Below are 19,424 nucleotides of genomic sequence, written 5' to 3'. Positions count from 1 at the left end.
GAAATTCACGGGATTGGTAGATTTCATGAAAGAAAATGATCAGGCCACCCGTCGGCTGCTGCGCGTTCTGCAGCACGATTGCAGCCTCGCTCTTTCCGACGTCGCCGAGCGTGCCGGCCTGTCGCAGAGCACCGCCTGGCGCAAGGTGCAGGAGCTGGAGGCCGACGGCGTGATCCGCCAGCGCGTGGCGCTGCTCGACGCCCGGCAACTCGACCTCAAGCTCTGCGTGATTGCCCATGTGACGCTCGACGACCATCACGAGGAGGCGATCGAATCCTTCTCCGCGGTCGTGCGCAACCATCCGGAGATCATGGAATGCTACGCGCTCTCCGGCGCCTTCGACTACATGCTGAAGATCCGGGCGTCGGACGTCGAGAGCTACGAGACCTTCATGACGCGGCATCTGCTGCGCAATCCGCATGTGCGCAACGTGGTGTCGAGCTTCGTGCTGCGGGAGCTGAAATCGTCGACGGAACTGCCGATCTAGCGAAGCCAGGCCTCGGCGGCCAGCACCGCCTCTGCGCCCGGCGACAGGCCGAGATAGGCGAGCAGGCGCGTCCGCACGGCGGGATCGGCCCGGAAGGCGTCGTAGGGGACGGCGATATAGGGCGTGCCGCTTTCATGCAGGTGGTTGTAGATCGTGCCGTAGATGACGTTGGCGCCGGCCTCGCCGAAGGCGGCGCCCCAGTTGCGCCGCGCGCGCGTCGCCTCGATCGCCGCGAAGGGCCGCGAGACGACGACGGCGTCGACGGGGGTGACCTGCCGGATGGCCGGCAGCAGGAAGGCCTGCAGCGGATGTTTCAGCACCACGGCGGGGGCGCCGGCCCTGGCGGCCTTGCGCTTCTCTTCCGCGACCCAGTCGGCAAAGAAGCGGACGAAGGCGTCCGCCTGGCCGACCGGCTTCAGCGTGTTCTCGTCGATCATCTGCAGCAGCGCCTTGCGATAGGCCTGCGGCTCGTAGGCGTTCGGCGTCCTGTCGTCGACGGTGCGCAGATGCGGCGGGCAGGTCCAGCAGCCGCACTTGTCCAGGAAGCCGGCGACCGATGTCGAGCCGGAACTCCAGGAGGAGAGGATGAGGATCACCTTGACGTCGTCTGCCTGCACGAAACGAATCCCTTGTTTTTGCTAAGGGGACATCCTGGCGGGGCAAGCTTTCGCCAGGCCGTCGCAAGGGGCGTGGCGAAGCCGACAAACGAAAAGGGGCCGTGCGAGACGGCCCCTTCGAAACCGGATGCTCCGGATGCGATCAGCGCTTCGAGAACTGGAACGAACGGCGTGCCTTGGCGCGGCCGTACTTCTTGCGCTCGACGACGCGCGAGTCGCGCGTCAGGAAGCCGCCCTTCTTGAGAATGGCGCGCAGCGCCGGCTCATAGTAGGTCAGCGCCTTGGAGATGCCGTGACGGACCGCGCCGGCCTGGCCGGAGAGACCGCCGCCGGCAACGGTGGCGTCGATGTCGAACTGGCCGTCGCGGGCCGCCGCGATGATCGGCTGCTGCAGGATCATCTGCAGGACCGGACGGGCGAAATAGGCGTTGTAGGCCTTGCCGTTGATCGTGATCTTGCCAGAGCCCGGCTTGACCCAGACGCGGGCGACGGCGTCCTTGCGCTTGCCGGTGGCATAGGCGCGGCCCTGGGCGTCGATCTTCTTGACGTGCACGGGCGCGGAAGCCGGAGCAGCGGCAACGGTGCCGAGGTCCTTGAGGGAGGAAAGGTCGGCCATTGTCAGGCGCTCCTTGTGTTCTTGCTGTTCAGCTTGGCAACGTCGAGCACGACGGGCTGCTGGGCTTCATGCGGATGGTTGGTGCCGGCATAGACGCGCAGGTTCTTCATCTGGCGGCGGCCGAGCGGGCCGCGCGGGATCATGCGCTCGACGGCCTTCTCGAGGACGCGCTCCGGGAAGCGGCCTTCGATGATCTGGCGCGCGGTGCGCTCCTTGATGCCGCCCGGGTAGCCGGTGTGCCAGTAGTAGGTCTTGTCGGCATACTTCTTGCCGGTCAGGACGACCTTCTCGGCATTGATGACGATGACGTTGTCACCGTCGTCGACATGGGGGGTATAGGTTGCTTTGTGCTTGCCGCGCAGATGGTTTGCGATGATGGTCGCGAGGCGTCCGACAACGAGGCCTTCGGCGTCGATGAGGACCCACTTCTTTTCCACCTCGGCGGGCTTCTGAACGAAGGTTGCCATGGTAAAGCTCTTTCTCTGGACCCGAAGCCGTTCCGGTCCGGGCGTTTCTTGTTGCTTGGCTCGGCGCGCATTCACGACGCCAAAACGAAAGCGGCCCCCGAGGGACCGCGATCTGTGGGGGCTTATAGGCAAAGGCGCACGGCACGTCAAGAGGATGAATTTCGTGCGCCGTCAAAAATAGCAAGCAAAAACAGATGATTAGGCGTGTGGTATTTCAATACCGCACTTTGGTGGGATGGAATCGAGCAGGCGCGGTCGCATGCGCCACCAGATTTTCGGCCGCGCCGTCGAAGATCGAGGCCCCGACGACGGCCAGCCGCTTGCCGCGCTTCCGGAGGCGGCAGCGGCAGGAGAGGGGGCCGGGCGCGGGCCTGCGCAGGAAATTGATGGTGAGGCTGGTGGCGGCGGCAAGCGCCACCGGGCCGATATGGGCGAGCACGGCGCAGTAGGCCGCGACATTGGCGAGCGCGAAGAGCGTCGGCCCGGAGATGGTGCCGCCGGGACGCAGGTGCCGTTCGTTCGGGGCGAGCCGCATCTGCACGGCTCCGGGCATGGTTTTCTCCGATCCTGGCCGCCATGCCGCGGCAAACGGCCTGTCCTGTCCGCTGCCGGAAGGTCCGAGCCTGCGGCGCATGCTTGAAACCGCGGCGCCGCAGGCGTACGACGGCGGCGCGACCAGAAGGAGGACGAGATGGCGGATGTGGTGCCCCTGCGCCGGGAGGATTTCGGGCCGGTCGGCATGGAGCGCAGCGGCGCCGTGCTGCGGCTGACGCTCGCGAACCCGCCGGCCAATGCGCTGTCGATCGCCGTGATGGAGGCGCTCTGCGGGCGGCTCGACACGGCGGCGGCCATGGCCGGAGTGCATGTCGTGGTGCTGGCCTCGACCGGCGCTGTCTTTTCCGCCGGCCACGACCTCAAGGAAATGACGGCGCACCGTGCCGATCCGGACGACGGCCGGGGTTTCTTCGAGAAGACGATGCGGCTTGCCGCCGACCTCATGCTGAAGATCGCCGCGCTGCCCCAGCCGGTGATCGCCGAGGTCGACGGGCTGGCGACGGCGGCCGGCTGCCAGCTCGTCGCGACCTGCGACCTCGCAGTCTGCACCGACACGTCGACCTTCTGCACGCCGGGTGTCAATATCGGGCTTTTCTGCTCGACGCCGATGGTCGCCGTCACGCGCGCCGCCCATCCGAAACAGGCGATGGAGATGTTGCTCACCGGCGAGACGATCGACGCCGCGACGGCGAAGGACTTCGGCCTCGTCAACCGCATCGTTCCGAAGCAGTACCTGCGGCAGGTCGTCGACAAATATGCCGCCGTCATCGCCTCGAAATCGCCCGAGGCCTTGCGCATCGGCAAGGCGGCCCATCGCGCGCAGGCCGGCCTGCCGCTGCCGGAGGCCTATGACAAGGCCGTTGCCGTCATGGTCGACAACATGCTGCGCGACGACGCGAAGGAGGGCATCGGCGCCTTCCTCGCCAAGCGCATGCCGACGTGGGAGAAAACGTGATGGCTCGCATCAATCGATTTAATGAAGCTCAGATGGATAGATTTCAACTTCATGACGAAGTTGACGCCAAATTGTACGTGCACGAGTACGACGGGCGTAAGCTACTCCAAATATCGACATTCGGTCGACCAACAAGGCAGGAGGTCGGAAAACTCAGCCAAACTTTTCAATTGGATCAAGAGGCCGCCCATCAACTTTTTCACGTTCTGAAGCGGGACTTCGGCTTCAAATGAAGACAATCTATCCCAGCCGCAAGACGAGCACGCCGGCGGCAATGGTCGCGCCGGCGACATAGCGCCAGACGCCGGCCTTCTCCTTCAGCACGACGACCGAGATGACGAGTGCGAAGAGGATGGCGGTCTCGCGCAGGGCGGCGACGGTGGCGACCGGCGCTTTGGTCATCGCCCAGAGCGCCAGGCCGTAGGAGGCGAGCGAACCGCCGCCGCCGATGAGGCCGCGCCGCCAGTTGCGGCGGATGTGGGTCGTGACCGCCGGCAGGCCGCGGCGGTGGATCGCCCAGGAAAACAGCAGCACCGGCGGCAGCAGCGCCATCCAGAGCGTGTAGGAGGCCGCGTTTCCCGACAGCCGCGCACCGATGCCGTCGACGAAGGTGTAGCTCGCGATGACCGCGGCATTGGCAAGCGCCAGCAGCATGGCGTGCCGGCCGCCGTGGCGCGCCTCGAAGGCGAGCGTCAGCACGCCCGCCGAGATGACGAGGATGCCGGCGAGCGCGCCGGCCGTCAGGTGCTCGCCGAGCACGATGCCGCTCGTCGCCGCGACGATGAGCGGCGCCGCGCCCCGCATCAGCGGATAGACGAGGCCGATGTCGCCGGCCCGGTAGGCCGCGCCGACGAGCTGGAAATAGGCGAACTGGAGCACCGCCGACACCAAGACGAAGGGCCAGGACGCGGCGTGCGGCAGCGGCACGAAGGGCAGGAAGGCGAGGCCGAAGGCACCGGCGCCGAGGGCGATCATCGCCGCGTCCAGCGTCTTGTCGCTGCCGGCCTTGACGATGGCGTTCCAGGTCGCATGCAGCGCCGCGCCGAGCAGCACCAGGGCGATCACATCAAGCGGCAAGACGAACCTCGGGAGACGGCGGGTCGGGAACGGTCGCGCCTGTTTCCACCCTTCCGCCCTGCATTGCAAGCTGCATCTTTCGCAAGGAACCCGCATTCTGTGCCATCGCGGCACAACCGCGTGGCTTGCGCGGGCCGAACTGCCGCACGGAGCAGTCGCAATCGTTAGGATTCAGGGATACAATGCCGAACGGAGGAAGCCGGCCCGGCCGGTGCTTATGACGATTTCACGACAGCCGGAGGAGGCTTCGATGAACCACGATCATTATTCCAGCGACTATATCTGCAATATCCTGAGGACGGTTCACACGATCGCCGTCGTCGGCGCGTCGCCCAATGACTCCCGGCCGAGCCACGGCGTCATGGGCTTCCTGCTCGGCAAGGGCTACCGTGTCATTCCGGTCAATCCCGGCCATGCCGGCAGGACGATCCTCGGCCAGCGGGTCTATGCGCGTCTCGCCGACATCGAGGAGCCGATCGACATGGTCGACGTCTTCCGCGCGGCAAGCCAGTTCGGCAGCGTGGTGGACGAGGTGCTGGCGCTCCGGCCGCTGCCCGCGGCGATCTGGGGCCAGTTCAGCGTGCGCGACGATGCCGCGGCGGCGCGCGCCGAAGCGGCCGGCATCCAGGTCGTCATGGACCGCTGCCCGGTCACGGAATTCCCGCAACTGATGCGGCGCGCGTCCTGAACGACGCCGGTCCTGATCGAGCGTCGCGCCGCCTTGACTTACGGCGGCGGCCCGCCATGTTGTCACCAGAAGGCGGGGAGACGACATGAATCACGACAGCTATACGGACAGCTACATCGCGGACATCCTGCGATCGACGAAGGTCATCGCGCTCGTCGGCGCCTCGCCCAATCCGGAGCGCCCGAGCCATCGGGTCATGGCCTTCCTGCTGCGCAAGGGCTACCGCGTCATCCCCGTCAATCCCGGCCAGGCCGGCAAGGAAATCCAGGGGCAGGCGGTCGTCGGCCGGCTTGCCGACATCGCCGAGCCGATCGACATGGTCGACGTCTTCCGCGCCTCGAACACGCTGCCGGCCCTCTTCGACGAGATCCTGCAGCTGAAGACCTTGCCGAAGGTCGTCTGGGGGCAGCTTTCGGTGCGCGACGATCTCGCGGCCGCCCGCCTGGAAGCCGAGGGGATCAAGGTCGTCATGGACCGCTGCCCGGCGATCGAATATCCGCGCCTCGTCGCCTGAGCGCGCTTCGGGCGTGTTCCAACATGCTGCGAAAACACGAAAAATCTTCCTTTGACCCTGCTCGGAGGCTCTGGAATAGTGCCGCAAACAGGACGGGAGGAAGAACAATGGGCACCAGGAAACCGGGTTTTTCGACACTGGCGATTCATGCCGGGGCGCATCCCGACCCGACGACCGGCGCGCGGGCGACGCCGATCTACCAGACGACGAGCTTCGTCTTCAACGACACGGACCACGCCGCCTCGCTGTTCGGCCTGCAGACCTTCGGCAACATCTACACCCGCATCATGAACCCGACGCAGGCCGTGCTCGAGGAGCGCGTCGCGGCCCTCGAGGGCGGCACGGCGGCACTCGCCGTCGCCTCCGGCCATGCCGCCCAGTTCATCGTGTTCCACACGATCATGCGCCCCGGCGACAATTTCGTCTCGGCACGCCGGCTCTACGGCGGCTCGATCAACCAGTTCGGCCAATCCTTCAAGACCTTCGACTGGCACGTGCGCTGGGCCGATACCGCCGACCCGGCCTCCTTCGAGAGCCAGATCGACGACAGGACCAAGGCGGTCTTCATCGAGAGCCTCGCCAATCCGGGCGGCACCTTCGTCGACGTTGCGGCGATCGCCGAGATCGCGCACCGCCACGGCCTGCCGCTGATCGTCGACAACACCATGGCAACGCCCTATCTCCTGCGGCCGCTGGAGCACGGCGCCGACATCGTCGTGCATTCGCTGACCAAGTTCATGGGCGGTCACGGCAATTCGATGGGCGGCGTCATCGTCGACGGCGGCACCTTCGACTGGTCGGCCTCCGGCAAATATCCGGCGCTCTCCGAGCCGCGGCCGGAATATGCCGGCATGGTGCTGCATGCGACCTTCGGCAATTTCGCCTTTGCCATCGCCTGCCGCGTGCTCGGCCTGCGCGACTTCGGTCCGGCGATCTCGCCGTTCAACGCCTTCCAGATCCTGACGGGCATCGAGACCCTGCCGCTGAGGATGCAGCGCCACTGCGACAATGCGGCAGCCGTCGCCCGATGGCTGAAGGGCCACGGCAAGGTCTCCTGGGTCAACTATGCCGGCCTCGACGACGATCCGAACCACGCGCTGCAGCAGCGTTATTCGCCCAGGGGCGCCGGCGCCGTTTTCACCTTCGGCCTCAAGGACGGCTACGAGTCGGGCAAGCGCTTCGTCGAGGGGCTCGAGATGCTGTCGCATCTCGCCAATATCGGCGACACCCGCTCGCTCGTGATCCATCCGGCCTCCACGACCCACCGGCAGCTGACGGAAGAGCAGCAGGTGGCTGCCGGCGCCGGGCCGGACGTCGTGCGCCTGTCGATCGGCATCGAGGATGTCGCCGACATCATCGCCGACGTCGAGCAGGCGCTCGCCAAGGCTTGAACCCACCCGGGCCGCCCGGCGCGGCGGCCCCCCCTTATCGCGAGGCCGCACATGGACATCAAGGCGCTGCGTTTCGACCCGGTCACCGTCGAACCCGAACCCGGCGAGCCGGCGGCGGGCCGCCTTGTCGACGGCGATCCGCGGTTCCGCACCTGGAACCTCGAGGAGGTCGACGGATCGCTCTATGCCGGCATCTGGGAATCGACGCCCGGAACCTGGCGGATCGAGTACGACGAGTGGGAATATTTCCACATTCTCGAAGGCCACTCGATCGTCACCTCGGACGACGGCGCCGTCTACGACCTCAGGCCCGGCGACAGGCTGATCCTCAGGCCGGGCTTCAAGGGCACCTGGCAAGTGATTGAAACGACTCGCAAGGACTATGTGATCCGGCTCTGAGGCCCGTCAGCCGCCCGCCGCGGGCTTCGCCGCCCGGAACGCCCGGGCGAAGTCGGGCGTGGAAACCGCGCCGAGGAGCGCCCGCATCTCGGCCGAACGCGCCTTGCCGAAGGCCGCGTCGAAACGTTCCTGGGCATCCTGCCAGAGCAGGCGGGCCTGCGAAAGCCTCGACCGTCCTTCCGCCGTCAGGCGCGCCCGCTTGACCCGCTTGTCGTGCGTATCCGCAACGAGCTCCACCAGGCCGTCCCGCGCCAGCGGCTTCAGCGTGTGCCCGAGCGCCGAGAGGTCCATGACGAGCGCTTCCGCGAGGAGTTTCAGCGGCGCACCATCGTCACTGGCAAGGGCGATCTGGCTCAGCAGCGAAAATTGCGTGCCGCGCAGGCCGCTCGGTTCGATGACGTCGTCATAGAGCTGGCCGAGCTGGCGGGCGGCCCGCCGGATCGCGCTGTTGGTGCAATGCATCCACACGCCGTTGTCCTCCTTCATGCCGCGTCCTTCGCTGCCTGCGCGTGCCCGACTGCCGCACGTCCGTCGCGCCCTTCTAAAGCATGCCACGCAAAAGTGCGCAGCGGTTTTGCGATAACGGCATGCACAAAATCAACGACCTAAAGCGCGGCGCACGAAGCCGGAGGATCGCGATGCGCTTTGTGCCCGGCCGGCGCGGCGAAAGATTTCTGTCGGAACCCTTGCGCTTTTTCAGCTTTGGAGCAATATAGTGGCATATACCACTAATTTCAGATGGAGACAACGATGACGAAGACTTCGAAACGCGGAACGGCGCTCGTCACGGGCGCATCGTCCGGCATCGGCGCGACCTATGCGGATCGCCTTGCCGGGCGCGGCTACGACCTGCTGCTGGTCGCCCGCGACGCCGCGCGGCTTTCGGCGCTGGCCGAGCGTCTTGAGAGGGAGCGGGGCATTTCGGCTGAAATCCTGCCCGCGGACCTTGCGGCGAGGGACGATCTGCGGAGGGTCGAGCGCCGGCTTCGGGACGACGCGGCGATCACGCTGCTGGTCAACAATGCCGGTATCGGCCCGCGCGGCCCGCTGCTTGGCGAGGACATCGACTATCTGGATGCGATGATCGACATCAACGTGACGGCGGTCAACCGGCTGGCCGTCGCTGCCGCGCAGGCCTTTGCGGCGCGGGGCACGGGTGCCATCATCAACATCGCCTCCGTCGTCGCCATCGTTCCGGAATTCTTCAGCGGCACCTACGGCGCGAGCAAGGGCTTCGTGCTGGCCCTGACGCAGGGGCTCGCCCCGGAACTGGACGGCAAGGGCGTGCGCCTGCAGGCCGTGCTGCCCGGCCTCACCCGCACGGAGATTTTCGAGCGCGCGGGCGGATCGATCGACCGGCTGGACCCGAACATGGTGATGGAGGTGACGGACATGGTCGACGCGGCGCTCGCCGGCTTCGACCAGGGCGAACTGATCACCATCCCCTCCCTGCCGCAAAAGACCGACTGGGAGACCTTCGACGGCGCGCGGATGGCGCTGCGGCCGAACCTGTCCAGAAGCCGCCCGGCGGAACGGTACGGGGTGGGCGCGCCGCAGGCGGCCTGAGAGACCGTTTGAAACTGCGTGACGGCTGTCTGCAAATGGCGTTTTTCTGCGCTCCGATGCTCTCGTACTTGGTATACGCTCCGCTTCGGTGCTCGAAAAAAGCCATTTTCGACTCGCCCTGACGCATTTCAAAGCGGTCTCTGAGGTCTACCACGCCAGGTCCAGCCGCTCCAGGCCGTGAAAATGGTAGACGTCCTTCACGGCCGGTTTCGCCGCGAGCCGCATCTTCGGCAGTCGCTTGAAGAGCAGGGGCAGCGCGATGGCGAGCTCCAGCCGGGCGAGCGGCGCGCCGATGCAGAAATGAATGCCGGCGCCGAAGGAGAGGTTGGGGCCCTCGTCGCGCGCCGGCCGGAAGGTCAGCGGATCGGAAAACTTCTTCGGATCGAGATTGGCGGCGGCAAGGATCAGGGCGACCTTGTCGCCGCGCCGGAACCGGATGCCGTCCAGCTCGACCTCCTCCAGGGCGTAGCGCTGGAAGATGTGGACGGGCGCGGAAATGCGCAGGCATTCCTCCACCGTCCGCTCCGTCGCCCTGCCGTCCGCAAACATCGGCCCGACCGGCAGGCCGCTGTCGAGAATGGAGCGCACGGCGTTGCCGATCTGGTGCACCGTCGCCTCGTGGCCGGCATTGAGCAGCACGATCGTGGTCGAGATCAGCTCGTCCTCGCTAAGGAACTGGCCCTTGTGCTCCGTGTGGATCATGTGGGTGAGCAGGTCGTCCCCGGGTCTCGCGCGCCGTTCGGCGATGACCGTCCGCACATAGTCGGCGAACTCGGCCGCCGCCCGGTCCGCCGCATGCTCGTCGGTCTCTGTGCGGCCGAACATGTACATGCGCACATAGGCATGCGACCATTTGAGAAGCTGCGGCCCCATCTCGTCGGGAATGCCGATCATACGGGCGATCATGGTCACGGGCAGCACATCGGCGAAGGCCGACAGCAGCTCGACACGGCCGTCCTTCACGAAGCCGTCGATCAGCCGGTTGGCGAGTGCCGTGATCTCCGGCGTCAGCCGCTCGATCTGGCGCGACACGAAGGCGCGGTTGACCAGCGTGCGCAGCCGCGTGTGCTCCGGCGGCTCGAGCTCCAGCAGCGACCATGCCTCGGCGGCGTCGAAATGCCGGAGATGCGGCAGCGGCGGCGCCATGCCGAGCGCCTCGCGGCTTGCCACATGCAGGATCTGCCGGCCGAAACGCCGGTCGCGCAGGAGCGCGTTCACCTGGTCGTAGCCGCTGACGTACCAGAGCTTCTGCTCTTCCCAGAAGAAGGTCGGACAATGCGCGTGGAGGGCGGCATAGACCGGGTTCGGATCGCCGTAGAAGGCGGGATCGCGGGCGTCGAGCGAGACGCGGCGGGCGGCGGCGTCGATGGTCATGAAGGAAAATGAGGTCGTCATTCCGTGATGGGTAGCGGATTTCGACGGAGCAGGAAAGCGAAGAGGATTGACGCAATTAGAGATTGCGCGCAGCCTGTCCCGCAAGCAACCGGCCGGTCGGGAGGAAGTCGATGAAACTCACGTCGCGGGAATACAAGCTCACGCTCCATGCCGATCGTTTTGCCGGCGATCACGCGACCTGCCGCGCGGCCATGCGGGCGTTCTGGGCGGACGCAGGCAGACGGCTGACGGCTGCGGGTATCGCGGCGCTGCAGTCGCCCGAGCGCGCCGAGCCCGACAAGCAGCGCGACCTGCTCTTCCTCGATACGGTCGACAAGGCGCTCTTCCGCCGGGCAGGTTTCGTCTACCGGATGCGCCGCCGGACCGGTTCGGACGGCGAATGGCAGGCGACGCTGAAGTTCCGCCATGGCGACCGTCTGCTGTCGGCCGCGAAGGACTATCGCCGCCGCGGTGGCGGGAAGGGCGGCAGGGGCAAGCTGGAGGAGGACATCAAGGCGGTGCCGCGCGGGGAGGGGCCGGGTTTCTGGGCGCTCTTCAGCCGTTCGGTCGATGCGGGCGTCGACGACCGCGCTCGAATCGCCACGATCGGCGACTGCCTGCGACCCTTTTCGCGCCTTCCAAGCGTGTCGATGCCGCCGGTCGGCGCGCCGGTCACGCCGGTCGGCGGCCTCGCGGTCGTCGAGCACGTGCATGGGGGCGGCGCTCTGTCGCTGTCGGACGATGTCGAGGCCGAATGCGCGCTCATCCTGTGGTGGCGAAAGGGCGAGGCGACATCGCCGATCGCCGCCGAATTCAGCTTTCGTTTCGCGCTTGCCAAAGGCGAAGTCGAAGCGGCGGTGGCGACGAGTGCCTGGGACGCGATGACGGCGCTCTACGGATCCGGCTGGGTCGCGCCGCGCGGGACGACGAAGACGGCCCTCGTCTACGGCGGCGGCGAGGCGTAGCTATTGCCCGACCGCGATGCCCTCGCGGCGCGGATCGGCTGCCCCCTTCAGGCTGTCGGCGGTGATCTCGATCGCATGCAGGCCGGAGTTCATTTCGCCGGCCTTCACCTCGTAGCCGAGCGCCTTCAGCGGCCCGGCCATCGTCTCCGCGGCGGTGCCGGCCTCGAGCTCGTACGGGCCGAAGCGGTTGACGAGATGCGGCATCGCGACGATCTGGCCGACATCCATGCCCCAGTCGACATAGGCGACGAGCGCCTGGGCGACATAGCCGATGATCTGGCTGCCACCGGGCGATCCGATGGCGAGGAGCGGTTTGCCGTCCTTGAGGACGATGGTCGGCGACATCGACGAGCGCGGCCGCTTGCCCGGCTCGACGCGGTTGGCGACCGGCAGGCCTTCGTCATGCGTCTCGAAGGAGAAGTCGGTGAGCTCGTTGTTCAGCAGGAAGCCGCCGGTCATCAGCCGCGCGCCAAAACCGTTCTCGATCGTCGTGGTGAGCGAGACGACATTGCCGTCCCTGTCGACGATCACCACATGGCTGGTGGAGGGAAGCTCGATCGACCGGTCCCGGCCGAAGAGCAGGGCATGGTCCCATTCCGGCTCGCCCGCCGTTACCGCCTCCGCGCCCAGCGCCCTGTCGCTGTCGAGCAGGGCGGCGCGCTTTTCGAGATAGTCCTTCGACAGCAGTCCCTTGATCGGGGCGGGCACGAAATCGGTGTCGGCGAGATAGCGCTCGCGGTCGGAAAAGGCGAGGCGCTGGGCGTCGCCGATCAGCCGCCAGCTCTCGGCATTGTCCTTGCCGAGCGCCTTGAGGTCGAAGTTCTCGAGCATGCCGAGCATCTGGCCGATCGCCACGGCGCCGGAGGAGGGCGGCCCCATGCCGCAGACCTCGAGCGCCCGGTAGGTCTGGCAGACGGCCTTGCGCTGCCTGACGCGGTAGTTCGCGAGATCGGCGAGCGACAGCACGCCGGGGTTCTTCGCCGCCAGCCGGACCGTATCGACGATCGCCTCGGCGATGGGACCGGAATAGAAGGCTGCCGCGCCGCCCTCGGCGATCGCCTTCAGCGTTTCTGAATAGGCCGGGTTCTTGAGGACGGTTCCCGCCGCAAGCGGCGTTCCGGCCGCGTCGAAGAAATAGGTACGCGCGCCGTCATAGGTCTTCAGCCGCTCCGCGTCGGCGGCGATCAGCGCGGCGAGACGCGGCGAGATCTCGAACCCCCGGTCGGCGAGCCCGATCGCCGGCGCGAAAAGGTCCTTCCAGGGCAGCTTGCCGTAGCGCTTGTGCGCCTCCTGGAGCAGCATGACGGTGCCGGGCGTGCCGACCGAGCGTCCGCCGACCACCGCGTCGAAGAACTTGAGCGGCTGACCCGTCTCATCAAGGAAGAGGGTCGGCGTGGCCTCCATCGGCGCCGTCTCGCGACCGTCGAGGGTCGTCAGCCGGCCGGCCGCCGCGTCGTAATAGACGAGGAAGGCGCCGCCGCCGAGGCCGGAGGACTGCGGTTCGACGAGGCCGAGCACGGTCTGGACGGCCACCATGGCGTCGATTGCACTGCCGCCCCTGGCGAGCACCGCGGCGCCGGCCTTCGCCGCGAGCGGATTGGCGGCCGCCACCATGTGGTCCTTGGCCAAGACGGTGCCGGCGGTTGCCGTGCCGGTCGCCTGTTCCGGCGCGAGCGTGTCGGAGGCCTGTTGGGCCGCGGCGGGCAGTGCGGCCAGGACGGGAAGAAGGAGGATGGTGGCGATGATCCGGCTGATCCGCATGTTCGTAGAGCCTCCGGTGGCGGGTCGGCCCAATATGGGCTCGAGCGTGCCGGGTGGCAATGGCGCGACGGCGCCCGGAACTGCGTGCCGCTTGACACTTCGTTCACCCTTTGCGCCGCCGCGCTTGTGGATAGTGTCGCCGCCGGGTGCCCAATTAACTGCGTTGTGCCATTGGACGGGGCCAAAGTCGCCGTCTGTCTTGAAGTCCGACACCCGGACACTCTATGTAGGGAAGACGAAATGACTTGATTCCCGGCGCTTGCGATGGGTTTCCGGGCCACACTGAAGAAGGGTTGACATGAGAAATCCGGTAGATACCGCCATGGCTCTGGTGCCGATGGTCGTCGAGCAGACCAACCGCGGCGAGCGGTCCTACGACATCTATTCGCGCCTGCTCAAGGAACGCATCATCTTCCTGACGGGGCCGGTGGAAGATCAGATCGCGACCCTCGTCTGCGCGCAGCTTCTCTTCCTCGAGGCGGAAAACCCGAAGAAGGAGATCGCGCTCTACATCAATTCGCCGGGTGGCGTCGTGACCTCCGGCATGGCGATCTACGATACGATGCAGTTCATCAAGCCGGCCGTGTCGACGCTGTGCATCGGCCAGGCGGCCTCCATGGGCTCGCTGCTGCTGGCGGCCGGCCACAAGGACATGCGTTTCGCGACGCCGAACGCCCGCATCATGGTGCACCAGCCCTCCGGCGGCTTCTCCGGCCAGGCATCGGACATCGAGCGCCACGCGCGCGACATCCTCAAGATGAAGAGGCGGCTGAACGACGTCTACGTCAAGCATTGCGGCCGCAGCTACGAGGAAGTGGAACAGACGCTTGACCGCGACCATTTCATGACGGCGGAAGAGGCGCAGGCATGGGGCCTGGTCGACAAGGTCATCACGAGCCGCGAGGCGATCGAGGGGCCGCAGGGCGCGTGAACTCAAGGTTTTGTGTGCGGATTGCGGCCTTTGTGACACATTTGTAATGGTCCCGGGGCTTTATCCGCACCGCAAAGCCGTTAATATTGGCCGTTAATGCTAAATTGATTTGTCACAATCTAGCATTCGGTTTCGGTGGGGGAAGCGTTGCCACCGGCTGGCAGACGTGATTGTCTGGAGCGGTCAGTACCCCCGAAAGCCTTGACGGGCGGATTCTGGTGATCGGCGCGTCGGGCGGTGTGAGTGTCCGGGCATTTCCCGTCGAAATGTGCGGCGTGCTGGAAGGAAAGTGATATGAGCAAGGTCAGCGGCAGCAACGGCGGCGACTCCAAGAATACCCTTTACTGCTCCTTCTGCGGCAAAAGCCAGCACGAGGTCCGCAAGCTGATCGCCGGACCGACGGTTTTCATCTGCGATGAATGCGTCGAATTGTGCATGGACATCATCCGCGAGGAGAACAAGACCTCGATGGTCAAGTCCCGCGACGGCGTTCCCACGCCCCAGGACATCATCAAGGTTCTCGACGAATACGTCATCGGCCAGCAGCAGGCCAAGCGCATTCTCTCGGTCGCGGTCCACAACCACTACAAGCGCCTGGCGCATGCCGCCAAGGGCTCGGACGTGGAGCTCGCGAAGTCGAACATCATGCTGGTCGGCCCGACCGGCTGCGGCAAGACCTATCTCGCCCAGACGCTCGCCCGCATCATCGACGTGCCCTTCACCATGGCCGACGCGACGACGCTCACGGAGGCGGGTTATGTCGGCGAGGACGTCGAGAACATCATCCTGAAGCTCCTGCAGGCGGCCGACTATAATGTCGAGCGTGCCCAGCGCGGCATCGTCTATATCGACGAGGTCGACAAGATCTCGCGCAAGTCGGACAATCCGTCGATCACCCGCGACGTCTCGGGCGAAGGCGTGCAGCAGGCGCTCCTGAAGATCATGGAGGGCACGGTCGCCTCCGTTCCGCCGCAGGGCGGCCGCAAGCATCCGCAGCAGGAGTTCCTGCAGGTGGATACGACGAACATCCTGTTCATCTGCGGCGGCGCCTTCGCCGGCCTCGACAAGATCATCTCCGCCCGCGGCGAGAAGACCTCGATCGGCTTCGGCGCCCAGGTGCGCTCGCCGGAAGACCGCCGCGTCGGCGAGGTGCTGCGCGAGCTGGAGCCCGAGGATCTGGTGAAGTTCGGCCTGATCCCGGAATTCATCGGCCGTCTGCCGGTTCTGGCGACGCTCGAGGACCTCGACGAGGATGCGCTGATCCAGATCCTGTCCGAACCGAAGAATGCGCTCGTCAAGCAGTACCAGCGGCTGTTCGAGATGGAGGACGTGGAACTGACCTTCCACGAGGACGCGCTGCGCGAGATCGCCAAGAAGGCGATCGTCCGCAAGACCGGTGCCCGCGGCCTGCGCTCCATCATGGAGAAGATCCTGCTCGACACGATGTTCGAGCTGCCGACGCTCGAGGGCGTGCGCGAGGTCGTGATTTCCGACGAGGTCGTCAAGGGCACGGCCCGCCCGCTCTACATCTATTCGGAGCGGAGCGAGGAGAAGGCCAACGTCTCGGCCTGAGCCCGTCCCCGCAAGAGGATCAGACCCGCCGGCGGCGGGTCTTTTCGTTTCGGGGAGTGCCGGCCGCATCCCCTAGCGATAGTTCGCGATTGGCGGCCCGGCGCAACAGGATCATCATGCCCTGCATGGCTGCGAGTTTTCCGTGGCGAGCCGGTGCCGCGCGGTTGCCAATCCGGCGGCCCGGCGCAATGATGCGACGATTCTGTAATGCGTACTGTATGTGGGTCCGTTCGCCGCAAGGTCGGCGACAGCGCGGCGTGGTACGTATCTCTCTTCGCGGGCAGGCGCCGGGGCGGCTTTTCTCCGGCCTTGAAAAGAGGTTAACAGAACTCCACTTACGGGTGGAAAAAGGATAGCCGGATAAACGCCGATGGCGTTTCGGCATCGCTTCCCGGCAACGGGATGTTTGAAAGGAAATGACATGACGAAGAAAACGTCCGCGACACCCGAGGATATGGCCTTCCCGGTCCTGCCCCTGCGCGACATCGTGGTCTTCCCCCATATGATCGTCCCGCTCTTCGTCGGTCGCGAGAAGTCGATCCGCGCGCTGGAAGAGGTCATGGGAACCGACAAGCAGATCATGCTGGCGACCCAGATCAATGCCGGCGACGACGACCCGGAAACCGACGCGATCTACAAGATCGGCACCGTCGCCAACGTGCTGCAGTTGCTGAAGCTGCCCGACGGCACCGTCAAGGTGCTGGTCGAGGGCAGGGCGCGCGCCGAAATCTCCGACTACACCGACCGTGACGACTTCTACGAGGCGCTTGCGCATGTGCTGCCGGAGCCGGAGGAAGACCCGGTCGAGATCGAGGCGCTGTCGCGCTCGGTCGTCTCCGAGTTCGAGAATTACGTGAAGCTCAACAAGAAGATCTCGCCCGAGGTCGTCGGTGCGGCGAGCCAGATCGAGGACTATTCGAAGCTCGCCGATACGGTCGCCTCGCATCTGTCGATCAAGATCACCGAGAAGCAGGAGATGCTGGAGACCACCAGCGTCAAGCTGCGTCTCGAAAAGGCGCTCGGCTTCATGGAGGGCGAGATCTCCGTCCTGCAGGTGGAAAAGCGCATCCGCTCGCGCGTCAAGCGCCAGATGGAGAAGACCCAGCGCGAGTATTACCTCAACGAGCAGATGAAGGCGATCCAGAAGGAGCTCGGCGACGGCGAGGACGGCCGCGACGAGATGGCCGAGCTGGAGGAGAAGATCGCCAAGGCGAAACTCTCCAAGGAAGCCCGCGAAAAGGCCGATGCCGAGCTGAAGAAGCTCCGGCAGATGAGCCCGATGTCGGCCGAAGCCACCGTCGTGCGCAATTATCTCGACTGGCTGACCGGCATTCCGTGGAACAAGAAGTCGAAGATCAAGACAGACCTCAACAATGCCGAGAAGATTCTCGAAGTGGATCATTTCGGCCTGGAGAAGGTCAAGGAACGCATCGTCGAGTACCTCGCGGTGCAGGCCCGCTCGAACAAGATCAAGGGGCCGATCCTGTGCCTCGTCGGCCCGCCCGGCGTCGGCAAGACCTCGCTCGCCAAGTCGATCGCCAAGGCGACCGGCCGCGAATATGTCCGCATGGCGCTCGGCGGCGTGCGTGACGAGGCGGAGATCCGCGGCCACCGCCGCACCTATATCGGTTCGATGCCCGGCAAGGTCATCCAGTCGATGAAGAAGGCGAAGAAGTCCAACCCGCTCTTCCTGCTCGACGAGATCGACAAGATGGGCATGGACTTCCGCGGCGACCCGTCGTCGGCGCTCCTCGAGGTGCTGGACCCGGAACAGAACTCGACCTTCATGGACCACTACCTGGAAGTCGAATATGACCTGTCCAACGTCATGTTCGTGACGACGGCGAACACGCTGAACATTCCCGCGCCCCTGATGGACCGCATGGAAGTGATCCGCATCGCCGGCTATACGGAAGAGGAAAAGCTGGAAATCGCCAAGCGGCACCTGCTGCCGAAGGCGATCCGCGACCATGCGCTGCAGCCGAAGGAGTTTTCGGTCACTGACGGCGCGCTGATGGCGGTCATCCAGCAGTACACCCGCGAGGCGGGCGTGCGCAATTTCGAGCGCGAACTGATGAAGCTCGCCCGCAAGGCGGTCACCGAGATCATCAAGGGCAAGTCGCAGAAGGTCGAGGTCACGGCGGAGAACATCCACGATCTCCTCGGCGTTCCGCGCTTCCGCCACGGCGAAGCCGAGCGCGAGGATCAGGTCGGCGTCGTCACCGGTCTCGCCTGGACGGAAGTCGGCGGCGAGTTGCTGACGATCGAGGGCGTGAGCCTGCCGGGTGGCAAGGGCCGCATGACGGTGACCGGCAACCTGAAGGACGTGATGAAGGAATCGATCTCGGCGGCGGCGTCCTATGTGCGCTCGCGTGCCGTCGATTTCGGCATCGAGCCGCCGCGGTTCGACAAGACGGACATCCACGTGCACGTGCCCGAGGGCGCGACGCCGAAGGACGGCCCGTCGGCCGGCATCGCCATGGCGACCGCCATCGTCTCCATCATGACCGGCATCGCGGTTTCGAAGGACATCGCGATGACGGGCGAGGTGACGCTGCGCGGCCGGGTTCTGCCGATCGGCGGCCTGAAGGAGAAGCTGCTGGCGGCGCTTCGCGGCGGCATCAAGAAGGTGCTGATCCCGGAAGAGAATGCCAAGGACCTGGCGGACATTCCGGACAACGTGAAGAACAACATGGAGATCATCCCGGTCTCGCGCATGGGCGAGGTCATCCAGCACGCGCTTCTGCGCAAGCCCGAGCCGATCGAATGGGACAGCGCTGCCGCCGCGGCGGCAGCCGCTGTCGCGCCGGTCGAATCGGGCGAGGATGCCGGCGTGGCCGTCGCCCACTGACGGTTGCCGGATCGTTCGATCCGCGTCGAAATGTTACAAAATCCAGAAGACCGGCGGTTTCGCCGGTCTTTTTTGTACATAATGCGGCGGAAAGCCCGGATTCTCAGGGGATACAGCCGAAATCCAGTTGCGAGCGCGGGGCCGATGCGTATTCTGCCCCGGACTTGTAATCCGAGTCGTTTCGAACCGTTAGAAAGGGGTGGAAACATGAACAAGAATGAACTCGTGTCCTCAGTCGCCGAGAAGTCCGGCCTGTCGAAGACCGATGCGGCCTCTGCGGTCGACGCCGTTTTCGACACGATCCAGTCGGAGTTGAAGAGCGGCGGCGACGTTCGTCTGGTCGGTTTCGGCAATTTCTCCGTATCGCGCCGCGAGGCCTCGAAGGGCCGCAACCTGTCGACCGGCGCCGAGATCGAGATCCCGGCACGCAACGTGCCGAAGTTCTCGGCCGGCAAGGGCCTGAAGGACGCCGTCAACGGCTGAGCCGTTGGCGCCGGACGGTAGACCACTCCGCCGTCCGCGATAGGACCACAGGAAAAGGGCCCGGAATCCGGGCCCTTTTTCGTTGGGCGGGAAAGGTCGGCCATTCGCCCGCGCCTGTCATCCTTCTGTAACACGCAAGGCTCAGAACCCCGGGG

20 protein-coding genes and 1 pseudogene are annotated in these 19,424 nt (G+C 65.7%); 13 read left to right on the top strand and 8 right to left on the bottom strand.

What is annotated here, in order from left to right:
- The first annotated feature begins 25 nt into the window (after positions 1 to 25).
- Positions 26 to 487, top strand: a complete 462-nt coding sequence (locus LXM94_RS05815; RefSeq protein WP_235770216.1) for an Lrp/AsnC family transcriptional regulator — start codon at positions 26 to 28, stop codon at positions 485 to 487.
- On the opposite strand, the gene LXM94_RS05810 is transcribed toward LXM94_RS05815, so the two are convergent.
- The 4 genes and pseudogenes from LXM94_RS05810 to LXM94_RS05795 form a co-directional block, all read right to left on the bottom strand.
- Positions 484 to 1,104 (bottom strand): hypothetical protein, encoded by a 621-nt coding sequence (locus LXM94_RS05810; RefSeq protein WP_235770215.1) that lies wholly within the window; start codon positions 1,102 to 1,104, stop codon positions 484 to 486. The genes LXM94_RS05815 and LXM94_RS05810 overlap by 4 nt on opposite strands.
- Positions 1,105 to 1,246: 142 nt before the next feature.
- Positions 1,247 to 1,720, bottom strand: coding sequence for a 30S ribosomal protein S9 (rpsI, locus tag LXM94_RS05805; protein WP_235770214.1), 474 nt, complete (start codon positions 1,718 to 1,720; stop codon positions 1,247 to 1,249).
- Positions 1,721 to 1,722: 2 nt separating this feature from the next.
- Entirely contained in the window at positions 1,723 to 2,187 is a 465-nt protein-coding gene (gene rplM / locus LXM94_RS05800) for a 50S ribosomal protein L13 (RefSeq protein WP_235770213.1), read from the bottom strand.
- Between the two features lie 214 nt (positions 2,188 to 2,401).
- Positions 2,402 to 2,734: pseudogene (locus LXM94_RS05795) on the bottom strand (PaaI family thioesterase); the annotation flags it as partial.
- Positions 2,735 to 2,878: 144 nt separating this feature from the next.
- Here LXM94_RS05795 and LXM94_RS05790 point away from each other — a divergent pair.
- Both LXM94_RS05790 and LXM94_RS05785 read left to right on the top strand, forming a co-directional pair.
- Positions 2,879 to 3,697 (top strand): enoyl-CoA hydratase, encoded by an 819-nt coding sequence (locus LXM94_RS05790; protein WP_235770212.1) that lies wholly within the window; start codon positions 2,879 to 2,881, stop codon positions 3,695 to 3,697.
- Positions 3,697 to 3,930, top strand: coding sequence for a methionyl-tRNA formyltransferase (locus LXM94_RS05785; protein WP_235770211.1), 234 nt, complete (start codon positions 3,697 to 3,699; stop codon positions 3,928 to 3,930). Before LXM94_RS05790 ends, LXM94_RS05785 begins: the two co-directional genes overlap by 1 nt.
- Positions 3,931 to 3,937: 7 nt before the next feature.
- On the opposite strand, the gene LXM94_RS05780 is transcribed toward LXM94_RS05785, so the two are convergent.
- Positions 3,938 to 4,774, bottom strand: a complete 837-nt coding sequence (locus LXM94_RS05780) for an EamA family transporter (protein ID WP_235770210.1) — start codon at positions 4,772 to 4,774, stop codon at positions 3,938 to 3,940.
- 250 nt (positions 4,775 to 5,024) lie between these two features.
- On the opposite strand from LXM94_RS05780, the gene LXM94_RS05775 reads away from it, so the two are divergent.
- From LXM94_RS05775 to LXM94_RS05760, 4 genes are all read left to right on the top strand, one after another.
- Complete coding sequence (locus LXM94_RS05775) at positions 5,025 to 5,462, top strand: CoA-binding protein (RefSeq protein ID WP_235770209.1); 438 nt, start codon at positions 5,025 to 5,027, stop codon at positions 5,460 to 5,462.
- Between the two features lie 85 nt (positions 5,463 to 5,547).
- Entirely contained in the window at positions 5,548 to 5,976 is a 429-nt protein-coding gene (locus tag LXM94_RS05770) for a CoA-binding protein (RefSeq protein ID WP_235770208.1), read from the top strand.
- A 107-nt stretch (positions 5,977 to 6,083) separates the two neighbouring features.
- Complete coding sequence (locus tag LXM94_RS05765; protein ID WP_235770207.1) at positions 6,084 to 7,367, top strand: O-acetylhomoserine aminocarboxypropyltransferase; 1,284 nt, start codon at positions 6,084 to 6,086, stop codon at positions 7,365 to 7,367.
- Between the two features lie 51 nt (positions 7,368 to 7,418).
- Positions 7,419 to 7,766 carry a cupin domain-containing protein gene (locus LXM94_RS05760; protein WP_235770206.1) on the top strand — a complete coding sequence of 116 codons (348 nt, stop codon included), beginning with the start codon at positions 7,419 to 7,421 and terminating at the stop codon, positions 7,764 to 7,766.
- Positions 7,767 to 7,772: 6 nt separating this feature from the next.
- On the opposite strand, the gene LXM94_RS05755 is transcribed toward LXM94_RS05760, so the two are convergent.
- Complete coding sequence (locus tag LXM94_RS05755) at positions 7,773 to 8,252, bottom strand: MarR family winged helix-turn-helix transcriptional regulator (protein ID WP_235770205.1); 480 nt, start codon at positions 8,250 to 8,252, stop codon at positions 7,773 to 7,775.
- Positions 8,253 to 8,516: 264 nt separating this feature from the next.
- Here LXM94_RS05755 and LXM94_RS05750 point away from each other — a divergent pair, with 264 nt between their 5' ends.
- Positions 8,517 to 9,332: an SDR family NAD(P)-dependent oxidoreductase gene (locus LXM94_RS05750; protein WP_235770204.1), complete on the top strand. Its 816-nt coding sequence runs from the start codon at positions 8,517 to 8,519 to the stop codon at positions 9,330 to 9,332.
- A 147-nt stretch (positions 9,333 to 9,479) separates the two neighbouring features.
- Here LXM94_RS05750 and LXM94_RS05745 read toward each other — a convergent pair whose 3' ends face one another.
- Positions 9,480 to 10,727, bottom strand: coding sequence for a cytochrome P450 (locus LXM94_RS05745; protein ID WP_235770203.1), 1,248 nt, complete (start codon positions 10,725 to 10,727; stop codon positions 9,480 to 9,482).
- A gap of 110 nt (positions 10,728 to 10,837) precedes the next feature.
- On the opposite strand from LXM94_RS05745, the gene LXM94_RS05740 reads away from it, so the two are divergent.
- A complete protein-coding gene (locus LXM94_RS05740) occupies positions 10,838 to 11,671 on the top strand; it encodes a hypothetical protein (protein WP_235770202.1) in 834 nt (277 codons plus the stop codon).
- On the opposite strand, the gene ggt is transcribed toward LXM94_RS05740, so the two are convergent.
- Complete coding sequence (ggt, locus tag LXM94_RS05735) at positions 11,672 to 13,432, bottom strand: gamma-glutamyltransferase (RefSeq protein ID WP_235770201.1); 1,761 nt, start codon at positions 13,430 to 13,432, stop codon at positions 11,672 to 11,674.
- A gap of 298 nt (positions 13,433 to 13,730) precedes the next feature.
- Here ggt and clpP point away from each other — a divergent pair, with 298 nt between their 5' ends.
- From clpP to hupB, 4 genes are all read left to right on the top strand, one after another.
- Positions 13,731 to 14,363: an ATP-dependent Clp endopeptidase proteolytic subunit ClpP gene (clpP, locus tag LXM94_RS05730; protein WP_235770200.1), complete on the top strand. Its 633-nt coding sequence runs from the start codon at positions 13,731 to 13,733 to the stop codon at positions 14,361 to 14,363.
- Positions 14,364 to 14,657: 294 nt separating this feature from the next.
- Positions 14,658 to 15,935, top strand: a complete 1,278-nt coding sequence (gene clpX, locus LXM94_RS05725) for an ATP-dependent Clp protease ATP-binding subunit ClpX (protein WP_235770199.1) — start codon at positions 14,658 to 14,660, stop codon at positions 15,933 to 15,935.
- A gap of 421 nt (positions 15,936 to 16,356) precedes the next feature.
- A complete protein-coding gene (gene lon / locus LXM94_RS05720) occupies positions 16,357 to 18,786 on the top strand; it encodes an endopeptidase La (RefSeq protein WP_235770198.1) in 2,430 nt (809 codons plus the stop codon).
- Positions 18,787 to 18,993: 207 nt separating this feature from the next.
- Positions 18,994 to 19,269 (top strand): DNA-binding protein HupB, encoded by a 276-nt coding sequence (gene hupB, locus LXM94_RS05715; RefSeq protein ID WP_235770197.1) that lies wholly within the window; start codon positions 18,994 to 18,996, stop codon positions 19,267 to 19,269.
- Positions 19,270 to 19,424 lie beyond the last annotated feature (155 nt).

Source organism: Rhizobium alarense (genome assembly GCF_021555155.1).
GTDB classification, from domain to species: Bacteria; Pseudomonadota; Alphaproteobacteria; order Rhizobiales; family Rhizobiaceae; genus Rhizobium_D; species Rhizobium_D alarense.
This window is presented reverse-complemented; position numbering and strand designations above follow the sequence as displayed.

Bases quoted from the DNA above. Each gene is read 5' to 3' on its own strand.
- LXM94_RS05815 (WP_235770216.1), top strand. From the start codon at position 26: ATGAAAGAAAATGATCAGGCCACCCGTCGGCTGCTGCGCGTTCTGCAG.
- rpsI (WP_235770214.1), bottom strand. From the start codon at position 1,720: ATGGCCGACCTTTCCTCCCTCAAGGACCTCGGCACCGTTGCCGCTGCT.
- rplM (WP_235770213.1), bottom strand. From the start codon at position 2,187: ATGGCAACCTTCGTTCAGAAGCCCGCCGAGGTGGAAAAGAAGTGGGTC.
- LXM94_RS05790 (WP_235770212.1), top strand. From the start codon at position 2,879: ATGGCGGATGTGGTGCCCCTGCGCCGGGAGGATTTCGGGCCGGTCGGC.
- LXM94_RS05785 (WP_235770211.1), top strand. From the start codon at position 3,697: ATGGCTCGCATCAATCGATTTAATGAAGCTCAGATGGATAGATTTCAA.
- LXM94_RS05775 (WP_235770209.1), top strand. From the start codon at position 5,025: ATGAACCACGATCATTATTCCAGCGACTATATCTGCAATATCCTGAGG.
- LXM94_RS05770 (WP_235770208.1), top strand. From the start codon at position 5,548: ATGAATCACGACAGCTATACGGACAGCTACATCGCGGACATCCTGCGA.
- LXM94_RS05765 (WP_235770207.1), top strand. From the start codon at position 6,084: ATGGGCACCAGGAAACCGGGTTTTTCGACACTGGCGATTCATGCCGGG.
- LXM94_RS05760 (WP_235770206.1), top strand. From the start codon at position 7,419: ATGGACATCAAGGCGCTGCGTTTCGACCCGGTCACCGTCGAACCCGAA.
- LXM94_RS05755 (WP_235770205.1), bottom strand. From the start codon at position 8,252: ATGAAGGAGGACAACGGCGTGTGGATGCATTGCACCAACAGCGCGATC.
- LXM94_RS05750 (WP_235770204.1), top strand. From the start codon at position 8,517: ATGACGAAGACTTCGAAACGCGGAACGGCGCTCGTCACGGGCGCATCG.
- LXM94_RS05745 (WP_235770203.1), bottom strand. From the start codon at position 10,727: ATGACGACCTCATTTTCCTTCATGACCATCGACGCCGCCGCCCGCCGC.
- LXM94_RS05740 (WP_235770202.1), top strand. From the start codon at position 10,838: ATGAAACTCACGTCGCGGGAATACAAGCTCACGCTCCATGCCGATCGT.
- ggt (WP_235770201.1), bottom strand. From the start codon at position 13,432: ATGCGGATCAGCCGGATCATCGCCACCATCCTCCTTCTTCCCGTCCTG.
- clpP (WP_235770200.1), top strand. From the start codon at position 13,731: ATGAGAAATCCGGTAGATACCGCCATGGCTCTGGTGCCGATGGTCGTC.
- clpX (WP_235770199.1), top strand. From the start codon at position 14,658: ATGAGCAAGGTCAGCGGCAGCAACGGCGGCGACTCCAAGAATACCCTT.
- lon (WP_235770198.1), top strand. From the start codon at position 16,357: ATGACGAAGAAAACGTCCGCGACACCCGAGGATATGGCCTTCCCGGTC.
- hupB (WP_235770197.1), top strand. From the start codon at position 18,994: ATGAACAAGAATGAACTCGTGTCCTCAGTCGCCGAGAAGTCCGGCCTG.